This window comes from Schleiferilactobacillus harbinensis DSM 16991 (assembly GCF_000425885.1).
GTDB classification, from domain to species: Bacteria; Bacillota; Bacilli; order Lactobacillales; family Lactobacillaceae; genus Schleiferilactobacillus; species Schleiferilactobacillus harbinensis.
The window spans coordinates 21357-34398 of record NZ_AUEH01000034.1 but is presented as its reverse complement, the minus strand read 5'-3'; the positions used below and the strand labels follow the sequence as shown (position 1 = coordinate 34398).

Below are 13042 nucleotides of genomic sequence, written 5' to 3'. Positions count from 1 at the left end.
GATCGGGCATCGCTCGGTAAAGGGAACGGCCCAAAAACTTGGTTTGGATCAGCCATGCCAGCACCTTGGTCAGTGAAATTGATGAGCGTCTTCTAAAATTCGCCTTTTTTGTCAGCTTGCTCAAGCCCACGAGTGACGAAAAACGAAGAATGATGTTCTTAAGTCCCAATTCAGTCCGTGTATGTTCTATAATATTCATGGCGCGGCTCTCCTCTGTATCAGATTTTTGGTCGAATCAAGTATACAACGCAGGAGAGTCTGCGCTTATTTTTTGCCAAAAAAGCCAGGAACCACGCATGTTTAACGTGATTTCCAGCTTTCAAGTTTCAGCTCATGCTATGAAGCATGGGCCCGGCCAACAATTGGCCGCTATTATATGTTTGCTGACGCAGATCACCATAACGATCTGCCAGATGTACTGTGACTGGTACCTGTTCAAGCAGCGGGACGATCACGGCGAAGACGCTGCGTTCCCCGGGGGCAATCGGCCGATATAGGTTTTCCCATAATGCATTAAGTGCGGGATAGGCAGTGACTACCGCAGCCACTAGTTCCCGGTTAGGCCGCAACAAGGATAATTCCTGCCGCTGCTGGGAAGCCAGCAACCAGCCGCCTTGGACAAAAGCAGCGGGCTGAACCGCAGCATCGCTGGTGTTCACGTACTGCGCCGTCAGTACAGCACTCCATTGGCCATCATCTAATTGCAGGTAACGGACTGAGCGCACTCGGAGCTGGCCCAAAACAGTTTCCAACCATTCACCCCGGACGTTGGCTTGGGCAGCAAACGCAGCGCGCAGTTGCCGGTTTGTCATTTGCAGCGCCGTCCGCACTGTCGTAACTGCTGGTGTTTTTGCACCCCACAGCATATTCAAGAATGGTCTAGTCCGCTCTCGCCATTTAAAAACACCCATGTCGCTATGCCCCCTTGCACTTCATCAAACTATCATTTAATTCTATCGTACCGGGAGACTAGATGAAAAGCAACGACTATGGACCGCCGTAAATGAAACGTAATAAACCAGATGATTACGCAATATATCTGCAATAATGTAAGCGCATATAGATTAAGAAATGGTAAATCTACCGGCTTTATTTCCAGCCGGTCTGCTTCTGCCAATGCAAGAATTCGTCCTTTTGGGCTTGCCAAACGGTGCGATCCTTTTCTGTGATTGAACGCAATACCCGCGCCGGATTGCCCGCAGCCACAACGTGATCCGGAATATCCCGAGTGACCACTGAGCCTGACCCAATCACGACATCACTGCCCACGGTCACCCCAGGATTGATAATCGTACCGCCGCCAATCCAGACGTCGTTGCCGATCGTGATCGCTTTGCCATATTCAAGATCTTCACCGCGAATCGCCGCATCGATGGGGTGGCCGGCGGTATACAGACTGATACTCGGGGCCATATAGACCCGCTGACCAATGGTGATGGGCGCCGTGTCTAAAAAGACACAGCCGGTGTTGGCATAAAAGTCCTCACCGATCGTGGTGTGGCTGCCGTAATCCGCATAAAACGGCGGCTCAATATAATAATGCTTACCCACACTGGCGAATAAGTCCTTCAACACCGCCAAGCATTTGGCACTTTCCTGGGGCGGAATATGATTAAATTCCCAAACCAAATCACTCCCCCGTTTGCTGGCCGCTCTGATCTCGGCATCCGCCGCCTTGTATAATTTACCCGCCAGCATCCGTTCATTCATTGTCTCCATTGCGTAAAATCTCCTTTGTCCGCGTTTTTATCCATTCATTATACTCGATACAGCCCATATTTCAGGTATACTAATCAATAAATGATTAAGGGAGGGGCAGCGCGTGCGTTTTACTAAAGAAGAAAAAAGCTGGATGATGTATGATTGGTCCAATTCAGCCTATGCGATCGTGATTGTCACGGCAATTCTGCCGATTTACTTTAAGGCGGTGGCTACCGGCGCTGGGGTATCAGCAGCCAATTCCACCGCTTACTGGGGCTATGCTAATTCGTTCAGTACCCTGATTGTGGCGCTGCTCGCGCCGGTCCTGGGTGCGATTGCCGACTACCGGCCCTATAAACAGATGCTGTTCCGCCGCTTCACGGCTTTGGGGATCATCGCCACCGCCCTCCTCCCGTTCGTCCCAGAGCGCTGGTGGAGTCTGCTGCTGGCGATCTTCGTGATTTCTAACATCGGTTATTCCGGCGCGAACATCTTTTATGACGGGTTCCTCACAGACGTGACTGAAGCCGACCGGATGGATCGGGTATCCGCTAACGGCTTTGCCCTGGGTTATCTTGGCGGTGTTATTCCATTCATTGTGGTCATGGTGCTGGAATTGACCAACGGCTTCGGCTTCATGGGGCAAACCGCCATTGTTCGGTTCTCTTTCTTTCTGTCGGCCATCTGGTGGATCGTCTTCGCTCTGCCCATGTGGCGCAATGTCCGCCAGACCTATTACCTAGACCCAGTAGACCACCCCGTGCGGGCTAGTTGGCACCGGGTGCGGGTCACCACCGGCCGAATCATTCGCAATCGGCCGGTCGCCTTGTTTTTACTGAGTTATTTCTTGTATATTGATGGCGTGGACACGATCTTCACCATGGCCACACCGATCGGGGTGGATCTGGGCCTGGGCAGCAGTATGCTGATGGTCGTTTTGCTGCTGGTACAAGTGATCGCCGTACCTTTCTCCATTCTGTACGGCCGCTTGGCCCAGCGCTTCGGCACGAAACCGATCCTGCTGATGGCTTTGGGCTTTTACGCCCTCATCACGCTGTATGCCTTCTTCCTCCACGATCAGATCGGCTTTTGGTTCCTAGCGGTGCTGATTGGCATGAATCAGGGCGGTATCCAGGCCGTCAGCCGCAGCCACTACGCCCGCTTGATCCCGAAGCAGGAAGCCAGCGAATACTTCGGCTTCTATAATATCTTTGGCCAGTTCTCCGCCATCTTTGGGCCGCTGCTGGTCGGCGCCATCACTCAGCTCACCGGCCGCTCGACGATCGGCGCCAGCTCCCTATTCATTTTCTTCCTAATTGGGTTTATTATCTTCCTATTCGTTCCCCAGCAATCTGCCGCTTCTAGAAAGGAGTAATCTCCGATACTACAACGCATGTATGGTCCCTTCTTTGACCTCAATAACTGGGCCCACGTTATTACGTCCGGTAATGACTGGCTGATCATCCTCTCCCTGATTCTGCTGGAATGTCTGCTGTCCGTAGACAACGCCGTGGTCCTGGCGGCGCAGACTCAGGTGCTTAAAGACGAATCTGAACAGCGCAAATCTCTGCTTTATGGGATTTGGGGCGCGTATTTATTTCGCTTCATCGCCATCGGCTTAGGTACTTACTTAATTCACTTCTGGTTCATTAAGATTCTTGGATCAGCTTACTTAGCCTATTTGTCCTTTCGCTTCTTCTGGGATCGGTATCACCATGCGGGAGATACCGCCACTGAGGGCGAAAGCAAATTGCTCCAGGGGAAACACCACCGGATCAGCCTGTTTTGGCGGGTCGTCATCTCCATTGAATCGATGGATATTGTCTTCTCCATCGATTCGATCTTAGCGTCCCTGGCCGTATCCAGCAATCCCGTCGTCGTTCTGATTGGCGGCATGATCGGGATTCTGTGCATGCGGGGCGTCGCCGAGATCATCATGGCCCTGATGGCCAAGATTCCGGAATTAGAGGTGATGGCCTACGCACTGATCGCGATCATTGCGGTAAAGCTGTTCTTAGGAATTCCGATGATCAATATTGAAATCCCCAATAATGTCTTTGCATTGATCGTCGCCGGAGCAGTCATTGTGACCTTGGTCATCCATTTCGTCCGGCAAGCCCGAGCCGCGGAGAGTAAGCGAGAATGAAGAAAAGCGAGACCCCCGCTGGGCAGATTTGTCCATTCTGCACACTGCCGCCGTCCCAGGTCGTTTTAGCGAATACGACCTGCTTGGCCTTCTTTGATCGATCGCCGGTAACCCCAGGGCACTTACTGATCATTCCCCGCGCCCATCGCTTGGATTGGTTCGCGCTCACGCCGGCAGAACAGCAGGATATGGCCGATTTGGTGCGGCGCGGCAAAGCGCTGCTGGCCGCCAAGTATCATCCGGCCGGCTACAACATTGGTTTAAACTGCGGCGCTGTGGCCGGGCAAACGGTGTTTCACTGCCACTGCCACCTGATTCCGCGGTATGTCGGCGATACACCGAATCCGCGGGGCGGTGTGCGGGGTGTGATTCCGGTACGCCAGCACGAATAAACAAAAAATAGACCCGGTGCACTGAGCCACTCTTTGGCTCGCCGTGCACCGGGTCTATTTAGGTTATTTCTGCAAAACTTCTTGAATCGCATCCGCCAGCGGCGTCAGCGGCCGGCCCAGAATATCCGGCAAATCTGTCGTATCTTCAGCCAGCACGCCCTGACGAATCATCGCCTGGGCGGCCGTTTGGAATTGCGCCAGCCGCGGATCAGCCCCCTGGGCGATCAAATGCTGGGTAAAGGCCTCGTCACTCACCGCTTCGATGGGGAACTCCCCAGGAATCGCCTCGGCTAAATCCCGGAACGTCCGAGCGGGACCAGCAAACTCATAGACGGGTTTGGGCGCCGCCGCCACAAGGACGTGCGCCGCGGCTTCGGCGTACTCCCGCTCCAGCGCATACCCGGCCCGACCAGCGTCAGCGGAATAAATGAACGGCTCACCCGCCGCGCCGGTTTTAAGAAAGGCCAACTCGTTTTCTAAATACCAGTTATTGCGCAAAAAGGCGTGGGCCAGCCCAGCGGCTTGAATCGCCTGTTCAGTGAGCTGGTGATCCCGGGCCAGCGGCACGGTGGCCGTATCAGCGTGGGGAAACTGGTATAGGCAATGAAAGAGACACCGGCTTGTTTGGCAGCATCAATGACATTTTGATGCTGTTGCGGCCGGGGCATCACCCGACTGGGGATCGAGGACACGAAAAGCAGCTTATCCACTCCCTGCAACGACTGCACCAGTTCTGCCGGTTGGGTATAATCGCCCGCCCGGACAGTCACGCCGGCGGGCACCAGGACTGCCGCTTTTTCAGTATTTCGCGCCAGCGCCACAATATCTGTCGCCGGTACCAGTTGGGCTAATTCTTTGACGGCCACACGGCCAAAACGGCCGGTGACACTGGTAATTGCATAAGTCGTCATTGCTTGTCCTCCCTGGATCGTTAATCGAGCTTTTTGGCCAGTATCTTGCTGAGATAATTACCGCCCAAGACTACCACGACGAACGCAATAATTTCAATAATTAACGTGGTGTCCTGATCCAGTCTCAGTAATTTCGCAATCCCCGCTGTAAGCAACATGCCCACTAGAACAATGGCGGTAAAAATAACCGTCTCTAGGGGAGTTGGAGTCTTCTTTTTTTCTTCCTGATCAGTTTGTTTCTTCTGCATGGTGGATGAGCACCTTTCTTTTCCGCTAAAGCCTTAGATTCCCCTGTATTCTAACAGAAAAGCTGCGGGTATGGATACGTCCGCGGCCTATAGTACCTATTTCACCGGTATCGTGACAGCATACGCCCGGCCGTCGACATCACCAGTGATATAAAGATTTTTGATGCCTGCGGGGTATTGTTTGATACGATACCCCACCACTGTCTTTTGCTCCCCATATTTTGTACCCTCAAGATACAGCGGATTAGCGTTCAAAAGCAGTTCTGCCCCAGTCGGCACTGGTTTAATGGACCGAATACTGATTTCTGATTGGCCATCCGGGGTTGATTGCTGCAGCGTCAGCAATCCTGTCCCGCCAGAATAGCGGGTGTACTGGGTGAGTGTCAATTGCGTCTGATTCGGCAACTGTGCCTGACCACTGAGCGCGATCGTAGTGCTTCGACTTGGCGTCAGTTTGAAACTGAATTGCCAAGGCCCCCGATAACCAGCAAACCGGTCAATGGTCAGTGGCAAATAAACTATTCGCCGGCTATCCACAACACTTAAGGTGCCAAAGAGTGCAAAATAATATCGATTCTTCCCTAACTTTCTCACTTCTGTCGATTTTGTTTCAAAACTGGCTGGTGCTTGGGTTCCCAACTTAACATCAAACCAATCGTCCTTTTTTGCGGGTACACCGGTAGCGACACCCTCGATACCAACAGTTTGGCCTTCCACATAGGCCGACTCCAGTGTCAACGTCAGGCCGTTCACCGTGGCCTGTCCATGCACCCGTTCGCTGCGGCCGTTATTTTGCACCACAACACTCAGCGCATCGCCGTCAGAAAAGCGGGCAAAGAACTGGCCAACTATGGGTGCCTGGGCCAAGGCCCGGTTCATCGTTGGATTAACGATTCCGCCGATGGTGAGCAAGACTAGCGCGATCAGGGCGCTGGCTACCCCGATATGCCAGGGCCTCAGGTGCCGCTGAACAGGCCTCGCCGGTAAACTAGCCAGTGTCCGTTGAATCGTCGTTTTGGTTTGCGCAACGTCCGCTGGCGAAACAACAGTCACTTGATCAACGAGGGTCCGAAACTGTTTATTTTCTTCAGTCAAGATAATCCTCTCCTAACCAATCGCGCAAAGCTTGACGACCTCGGCGCAAATTTGATTTGACGGTGTTCTCCGGAATTTCTTGCAGTGTGCTGATTTCTTTCACGGATAAGCCGTGGTAGTAATGCATCATCAAAGTCAGCGCATGGGCCTGATTGATTCCCCGTAAACCAGCTAGTAAATCTATTTTCTCATCAGACGTCAGCCGATTCGGATCGGCCGGAGGTTCAGGCATAGCCTCTTGCGCAAACACTTCATGGGCTTTGATCCGGTAGCGGCGATAGCATTGGCGAATCAAGATGCGGGTCACCCAGGTGCGAAAATACCGGGGCTGTTTCAGTTGCGGCAACGCTTCAAAAGCCGCTAAGGTAGCCGCACTGATGGCGTCTTGGACATCGTGGCTGTCCGCTAAATAGAGATAGGCAGTGCGGGTCAGGTAGTCAGCAGCGTCCACCATGAGGGTGGCGAAAGCGGCGGCATTTCCCTTTTGGGCCTGCCGAATGAGCCGATGTTGGGTGACAATGTCCACGGTTTCCTCTCCCCCCTTCGCCTATTAGTACCCAGACGATCCAAAAGGTTGCAAAAAAAATACCCGGAATTAAATTATTCCGGGAAAGATACCATCAATGCGCCGTTTTACGCGTCAACCCCACCAGCAGCAGGAACGCGATCCACTCGCACACCATGATCAGCGCGACCATCGGCAAACTGCTGCGGGTGCCGAACAGACCCACGACGGGAGACATCAGGCCGCCGATGGCATTCATGCCCAAGCCCAGCAGCGCGCTGGCTGCACCAGCGTGTTGGGCTTCATTGCCCAGGGCCAGGGTCGTGGCGGTGGTGTTCACGGCCCCAACAAGAGAAATAATAATGACCAAGCCGCCAGCTAACAGCAACCCGCTGGGCCACTGGCTGATGCCGAATAAGAGCAGGGTACTGGCGATGGCGGCGGTGAGAATGCTGCCGCCTAATATTTTGCGGCCGTTTTGATCATTCAGTCCGCGGGCCGCAAACTGCGTCGCGACGATCATCCCGGCCCCGTTAATGGCGTAAATAATACTGAATACTTGGGGCGAAAAATGGAAGACCGTTTCAAAGGCAAAAGCGGAACCGGAGATATAAACATATAATGCCCCATAAACGAAGCCCTGACTGAGCATGTAGCCCATAAACGGCCGGTCTTTAAATAGTTCAGACATTTGGGTAAAAGCGGCGAACCCGGTCGCGGTGCGCCGATCAGCAGGCAACGTTTCGGGCAGCCCCCACCAGGTCCACAGAAAGAGGATCAGACCGATCGCGCCGAGGATGACAAACACCCCGCGCCAGTCGGTAAAACTGAGGACAGCACCGCCAAGCAGCGGGGCGATGATCGGGAAAATCCCATTGATCGACATCAAAATACCCAAGAACCGTCCCAGCTGCGGGCCGCTGAACAGGTCTCGGGCCACGGCCCGGGACAGTACTTGGCCCGCTGAGCCGCCGATTCCTTGGAACAGCCGCAGAATGATCAGCGGCCAGATACTGGTGGTGAAGGGAATCAGGAAACTGGTCAAGGTGAACAGCCCAACGCCGGCCAGAAGCGGCAGTTTTCTGCCCCACCGATCGCTTAACGGGCCGACAATGATCTGCCCGGCGGCGAGACCAAAAATACAGCTGGTGATCGTGAGCTGGCCAGCGGCGCTGGTAGTGTGCAGCTGGCTGGCAACTTCTGGTAAAGCGGGCAGGTACATATCCATGGACAGCGGCCCAAAGGCACTGAGCACGCCCAGCAGTATGGTACGGGCGGGATGACGGGGACGGGATGACATGACAGCTTCCTTCTTCCAATAGAGTAACGCAACAGCTCATTATAACAGGGGGGCAGCCGGTTGTATGCCGCATGCCAAGAACGTATCTGGGGGATGAGAGAAGAGCATTAGAATCGCCCCCATGTACAGAGGATCTTGCAAATAGAAGGCAAGCCCCATTCCTTGACTGACCAATAACTAAAAAGACCGCTCGGCCATCCTCGAAAACGAGGACAGCAGAACGGTCTTTGCGTTGACCCGGTCATCGGACCAAGGCCAGCCGGCGGTTACAGACGGTGTCCGTAAACTCCCGGTCGTGATCGATGATGATCATCGTGGCGTTGCTTTTCTGGACGCCAGCCAGCAGCTGGTTGCGGGTATCCACGTCCAAATAGTTGGTCGGCTCATCCCAAATTAGGACATTGCCCGGTTTTTGCAGTGCAGCAGCGAGTAGCAGCTTTTTCTTTTCGCCCATGCTCCAATGACTGACGGGAACCAGAAACCGCGGCCGCGGCATCCCCATTTTATGCAGCCAGTACAGAATCGTTTGGTCCTTCAAAGCATCCGGCCCAACAGCCTCTAAAAGTTTGTCTGGATCGGCAAAGGTCTGGGGCAAATAGGCCAAGCTGAGCCCTTGGGGGATTTGAAACGCCCCCTGGACAGCACTGGTTGGCAACTGTCCCAGCAAGGCGTGAATCAGGCTGGACTTGCCAATGCCGTTGGGTCCCTGGATTTGCAAACGGTCGCCCCGATTCAGAGTAAAGCTGACGGGCTGAAACAGCTGCCGCTCGGCCAAGCGCACTGTCACCGCATTGGCCCGCAGAACAACTGGTTCCCGCCACGGGGTGTACGGTACCCTGAGCGGTTCAACCTCATCCACGTTTTTCAATAGTGCTTCTTTGTCCGCGATGGCGGTGGTATTGCGCCGCTCCAGATTCTTCGCCTTGCGCATCATCTTCGCCGCCCGATGGCTGACAAACCCGCGGTCCGCTGAGGCGGACACTTTGGCTTCCGTCTTATTCGACCAACTTTCCCGTTGGCGCTCGGCCACGGTGAGCCGCTTAATTTCTTTCTTCAGTTGGCCCTGCTCAGCGGCTTCCCGCTCATCTGCGGCCGTCTTCTCCCGGTGCCAGACACCATAGTTGCCCTGGTACAACGCCACCTGCTTCTTCTCGATCGCCAGCGTGTGATCCGTGGTGTCGTTGAGAAAACCCGGGTCATGGCTGACGACGATAAAACCTTGTTTCTGGCGCAAATACCGGGCGGTCTGGGCTCGGCCCTGGGTGTCCAAGTGATTCGTTGGTTCGTCGATCAGCGCAAAACCCGCTGGTGCACTGAACAGCTCAGCCAGCAGCACTTTGGTCTGTTCACCACCGGAAAGGGTGCCAAACGGCTGGTCCAGAATCGTCAGCGGCAGACCTAAATCCTGCATTTCCACCTGCCACTGCCAGGGCTCGGCGGCACTAATCGCCAGTAAAACGGCGCTGACGGTCATGGTGTCTGCCTGAGCCGGCAAGGGTTGGGGAAAATAATGGAATGCCAGATCAGTGGTAATCGTCCCCTGGCTGGGCTGCAAATCGCCCATCAGCAGGTGCAGCAGCGTTGTTTTACCTCGGCCGTTGCGCCCGACTAGGCCAAGATGCCAGCTGGCATCGAAGGCCACGGATAGATCACTCAGTAACGGCGTTTCCTGGTCTGGATAGCCGAAGGTCAGATGTTGAATTTGAATTGTGCCCATCGCGCATCGCTCCTTTCAAAAATTATTTCCTGGGTAATAACCCATTTATTCCGCCGGGGCCAGCACCAGCGGGGCCGATTGTCCGGTCCCCGGGTCAGCCACCAGCTGCAGGCGGCGCAGTTCCCGTTGCACGGCCGGTGAACGGAAATTACCTTGGGCGACCAGCTGGCCGTGGCTCATGACCAGGATGCGGTCTGCTGCCCGGAAGATCTCATCGTTGTACCGGTGAGTAATCAACAGAAATCCTTGCGGGAGCTGGAACAGATCGTGTTCCAGCGTCGTAGCAATGTTGGGATCCAAGCCAGTGGTCAATTCATCAAAGATGAAGTAGCGATAGCCGCGCAGGTACAGCCGGGCCAGCGCCAGCCGCTGCTTTTCGCCGCCGGATAATTCCGGACCGCGATCAGACAGCGGGGTGTCCAAGTCGTGGGTCGTCAACCAATTTGCCAGCCCCGCCCGATCCAGGGCCGCGGCAATTTGCTGATCCGGATATTGGGAATCAAACAGACTGACGTTTTCGCGGACCGTGCCTTGGAAGATATAACCGTGCTGCTCCATGATGCCGATCGTGCGGTAGACCGCCAACCGGTTGATCTGCTTCAAATCCTGCCCGTCAATGGTCATCTGACCGGAATAGCCGTGGACTTCGTTGAGCAGTGTCCGCACCAGCGTCGATTTGCCAGAACCGCTGGCGCCCACCAGCAGGACCTTTTCCTTGGCCCCCAGCCGGAAGGAAACATCCTTCAGAATCGGCTGATCGTTAATTTGAAAGGCCAAGTGCCGACCGACGATAAACGGATCTGTCGGCGTCAGATCGGCCATCTTAGCCTCGGCCTGCTGACCCTGCTGCAGAACCGTCTGCAACTCGCTGGCCGCTTTGCGCCCGCCATAGAGTTCCGTCAGGTAGCGGATCATGCTGGCCATGGGCCAGTTCAGCATCGCGGACAATTGCGAGAAGGCCACGAGCTGGCCCAGGTCCATCTGCCCTTGCTGCACGAACCACGCGCCCAGCAGCCATGTGCCGAAGTACAGCACATCGGAGAAGGCATTGGAGACTCCGCCAATAATTTTCTGTACTTTCACATCCCGGGTACTGGCATCCGTCAATTCCTGGTTCGCCGTCTGGTGGCGACGGAAGAAAATCGGCTGGGACAGCGCGTATTGCACTGTCGTGAACCCTTGCAGAAAATCAGTGATGTGGCTGGTGTAACGGTCCAGCTGGTCCACGACGCCTTCCTTGGCATTTTCCAAATACTTCTTGGTCAAAAACGGCAGGATCACCGACGGAATACTCAGCAGTACGATCAAGCCCGTGATCAGTGGATTAATCAGCAGCGTGCCGATCGTCGCAATGACCAACTGGGCCGCGTTATAGGCTAGAAACAAAATAATCTGGAAATAACTTTGCTGGACCAGATCCACCTGTTTGGTCAGCTTCGCCACGTAGCTCCCGGTCGTGGTGCGGTTGAAGGTGGACGGATCAAAATCATCGATCGTGGCAAAGACGTCATTGCGGATCCGTTGTGAAATCCGCGTCGGCCAAGCCAAGCTATCGTACTGCCACAGGGAATCAATGACGTTAGACACAACGACATAGCCCAGCAGCAGCAAAATTGCATTGAAAAAGCTCATCTTCACCTTGCCAGTGGCAATATACATGACCCATTGCAGCACGTAAGCGTAGAAGGTCATGGTGAAGGCGTTGACGAGGGTCAGCACGATGTTATACACCAAGTGCTTGCGGTCGTCGGTTAAGTAATGTAACACGTAAAAAACCTCCCCTGATGCCCATTTACGGCGCCAGGAGAGGTTGCATGAAAGCAGTGTTTATTTAACGATGCGCGCCAAAAGACTCCGCCCTTGGCTGACACCAAAAAAACACACGTCGCAATATCCTGTACGTACGCAAATGAGCTGATGTATGCCATACAGACATACGGTCAGTCAATCGCAATAACCAGTCAAACTGGTTATGCAAGCAGCGCAATACGTACAGAAATGGACATGTGTTTCACCTCGTTAATATTTAATGACCTAAAGATAGCACACCCTCATCCGGGTTGGCAAGCTTTTAATTTTAAAAGATAAAAAATGAGGACTCAGAACCGAGCCATCAGAGTTTTGTCATTCAATGTGTTCCACATGCCGATTATCCCGCGGCCGCTGCAAGGCCGTCTGGGTCGTTGGCGGGACCACCGCTGGCATTTCCACGGGTTCACCCACCAGATTGCCCTGGCAGAATTGGATTTTGAGCTGCCGGGCTAACGCTGCATCTTCTTCAGTTTCCACGCCGGTTAACACCAAATTAATTTGCCGTTCCTTAGCCAACTGATTCCAAAACCCCAGATTGAGGTGCAGCCAAATCGACGGATCATCCTTGCGAAAAGCCGCCATGGAACATTTCAACACATCGACCACCGGCAGGAGCCATTCGATATGCTTCAGGGCCTGCAAATCGGAACCCACATTGTCCACGGCAAACTTAGCCCCGAAATCCTGAGCCGCGCGAATGTTTTGCAGGAAATGATATTGCTGGAGCCTGCCGGGGACTTGGTCAGACCGGTATTCCACCGTCAAATACAGCGGTGCGATCTGATGCATCGTCCAATGCACAAAATTGGCAAACTCATGCCCCATGATTTGCTCATAAGTCAAATTCACTGCCAGTGAAATGGGCGTTTCCGGTAATTGACTGAACGTGGGCGCCAGCAGCTGCCGGAGCTGCCCCAACGTCAAGTTGTTGTCCTCCTGGGGTACCGACCAGGTGCCGTCAGCCTGCTTTTTGCGCAGCAAACACTCATAGCCGACGACCCGGCTGGCATCATTCACCTGCGGCTGAACAAAATAGCGCCACTGATTGGTACACGGCTGTCTGGTCGGTACCGGCTGCCGTCGATTATGTACAAGCACGATCAGGCCGATACCAGCCAGACCAAGAAAAACAATCGATAAGATCCAAGCCCCCTGTATCATCAGTCTTACCTCTTTTCACCCTGATTCTAAAGCCGCTCATCTGTTTTGTTAATA

The 13042-nt window shown here is 54.1% G+C and carries 14 protein-coding genes and 1 pseudogene; 3 read left to right on the top strand and 12 right to left on the bottom strand.

The features are described 5' to 3' along the window. The 3 genes and pseudogenes from H627_RS20520 to H627_RS0110690 all read right to left on the bottom strand — a co-directional run. A pseudogene (locus H627_RS20520) lies at positions 1-199 on the bottom strand (IS4 family transposase); the annotation flags it as partial. A 127-nt stretch (positions 200-326) separates the two neighbouring features. Further along, the gene (locus H627_RS0110695; RefSeq protein WP_027828954.1) at positions 327-911 is read right to left on the bottom strand and encodes a hypothetical protein; all 585 of its coding nucleotides are present in this window, start codon (positions 909-911) and stop codon (positions 327-329) included. Between the two features lie 178 nt (positions 912-1089). Further along, complete coding sequence (locus H627_RS0110690; RefSeq protein WP_027828953.1) at positions 1090-1719, bottom strand: sugar O-acetyltransferase; 630 nt, start codon at positions 1717-1719, stop codon at positions 1090-1092. A gap of 103 nt (positions 1720-1822) precedes the next feature. Here H627_RS0110690 and H627_RS0110685 point away from each other — a divergent pair, with 103 nt between their 5' ends. From H627_RS0110685 to H627_RS0110675, 3 genes are read left to right on the top strand one after another with little or no spacing between them, the layout of a single operon-like run. Further along, positions 1823-3076, top strand: coding sequence for an MFS transporter (locus tag H627_RS0110685; protein WP_027828952.1), 1254 nt, complete (start codon positions 1823-1825; stop codon positions 3074-3076). 18 nt (positions 3077-3094) lie between these two features. Then, on the top strand, positions 3095-3847 hold the full coding sequence (locus H627_RS0110680; protein ID WP_035440733.1) for a TerC family protein: 753 nt from the start codon (positions 3095-3097) through the stop codon (positions 3845-3847). Next, on the top strand, positions 3844-4239 hold the full coding sequence (locus tag H627_RS0110675) for an HIT family protein (protein ID WP_027828950.1): 396 nt from the start codon (positions 3844-3846) through the stop codon (positions 4237-4239). Before H627_RS0110680 ends, H627_RS0110675 begins: the two co-directional genes overlap by 4 nt. Positions 4240-4302: 63 nt before the next feature. Here H627_RS0110675 and H627_RS20820 read toward each other — a convergent pair whose 3' ends face one another. From H627_RS20820 to H627_RS17985, 9 genes are all read right to left on the bottom strand, one after another. Then, the gene (locus H627_RS20820; protein WP_309299775.1) at positions 4303-4806 is read right to left on the bottom strand and encodes a Rossmann-fold NAD(P)-binding domain-containing protein; all 504 of its coding nucleotides are present in this window, start codon (positions 4804-4806) and stop codon (positions 4303-4305) included. Further along, positions 4716-5150, bottom strand: a complete 435-nt coding sequence (locus tag H627_RS20815) for an NAD(P)H-binding protein (RefSeq protein ID WP_309299774.1) — start codon at positions 5148-5150, stop codon at positions 4716-4718. Before H627_RS20815 ends, H627_RS20820 begins: the two co-directional genes overlap by 91 nt. Before the next feature lie 20 nt (positions 5151-5170). Next, a complete protein-coding gene (locus tag H627_RS0110665) occupies positions 5171-5398 on the bottom strand; it encodes a hypothetical protein (RefSeq protein ID WP_027828949.1) in 228 nt (75 codons plus the stop codon). 96 nt (positions 5399-5494) lie between these two features. Next, positions 5495-6493: a DUF4179 domain-containing protein gene (locus tag H627_RS0110660; protein ID WP_027828948.1), complete on the bottom strand. Its 999-nt coding sequence runs from the start codon at positions 6491-6493 to the stop codon at positions 5495-5497. Beyond that, positions 6486-7019 (bottom strand): sigma-70 family RNA polymerase sigma factor, encoded by a 534-nt coding sequence (locus H627_RS0110655; protein ID WP_027828947.1) that lies wholly within the window; start codon positions 7017-7019, stop codon positions 6486-6488. The genes H627_RS0110660 and H627_RS0110655 overlap by 8 nt, the downstream gene beginning before the upstream one ends. 94 nt (positions 7020-7113) lie before the next feature. Further along, a complete protein-coding gene (locus tag H627_RS0110650) occupies positions 7114-8298 on the bottom strand; it encodes a multidrug effflux MFS transporter (protein ID WP_027828946.1) in 1185 nt (394 codons plus the stop codon). Between the two features lie 241 nt (positions 8299-8539). Then, the gene (gene abc-f / locus H627_RS0110645; protein ID WP_027828945.1) at positions 8540-10015 is read right to left on the bottom strand and encodes a ribosomal protection-like ABC-F family protein; all 1476 of its coding nucleotides are present in this window, start codon (positions 10013-10015) and stop codon (positions 8540-8542) included. Positions 10016-10060: 45 nt separating this feature from the next. After that, positions 10061-11782, bottom strand: a complete 1722-nt coding sequence (locus tag H627_RS0110640) for an ABC transporter ATP-binding protein (protein WP_027828944.1) — start codon at positions 11780-11782, stop codon at positions 10061-10063. Between the two features lie 357 nt (positions 11783-12139). Then, positions 12140-12988, bottom strand: coding sequence for an EAL domain-containing protein (locus tag H627_RS17985; RefSeq protein WP_051225360.1), 849 nt, complete (start codon positions 12986-12988; stop codon positions 12140-12142). Positions 12989-13042: the final 54 nt, after the last annotated feature.

Excerpts from the sequence above, each read along its gene's own strand:
- H627_RS0110680 (WP_035440733.1), top strand. The coding sequence starts at position 3,095 with ATGTATGGTCCCTTCTTTGACCTCAATAACTGGGCCCACGTTATTACG.
- H627_RS20815 (WP_309299774.1), bottom strand. The coding sequence starts at position 5,150 with ATGACGACTTATGCAATTACCAGTGTCACCGGCCGTTTTGGCCGTGTG.
- H627_RS17985 (WP_051225360.1), bottom strand. The coding sequence starts at position 12,988 with ATGATACAGGGGGCTTGGATCTTATCGATTGTTTTTCTTGGTCTGGCT.
- H627_RS0110650 (WP_027828946.1), bottom strand. The coding sequence starts at position 8,298 with ATGTCATCCCGTCCCCGTCATCCCGCCCGTACCATACTGCTGGGCGTG.
- H627_RS0110675 (WP_027828950.1), top strand. The coding sequence starts at position 3,844 with ATGAAGAAAAGCGAGACCCCCGCTGGGCAGATTTGTCCATTCTGCACA.
- H627_RS0110665 (WP_027828949.1), bottom strand. The coding sequence starts at position 5,398 with ATGCAGAAGAAACAAACTGATCAGGAAGAAAAAAAGAAGACTCCAACT.
- abc-f (WP_027828945.1), bottom strand. The coding sequence starts at position 10,015 with ATGGGCACAATTCAAATTCAACATCTGACCTTCGGCTATCCAGACCAG.
- H627_RS0110695 (WP_027828954.1), bottom strand. The coding sequence starts at position 911 with ATGGGTGTTTTTAAATGGCGAGAGCGGACTAGACCATTCTTGAATATG.
- H627_RS0110690 (WP_027828953.1), bottom strand. The coding sequence starts at position 1,719 with ATGGAGACAATGAATGAACGGATGCTGGCGGGTAAATTATACAAGGCG.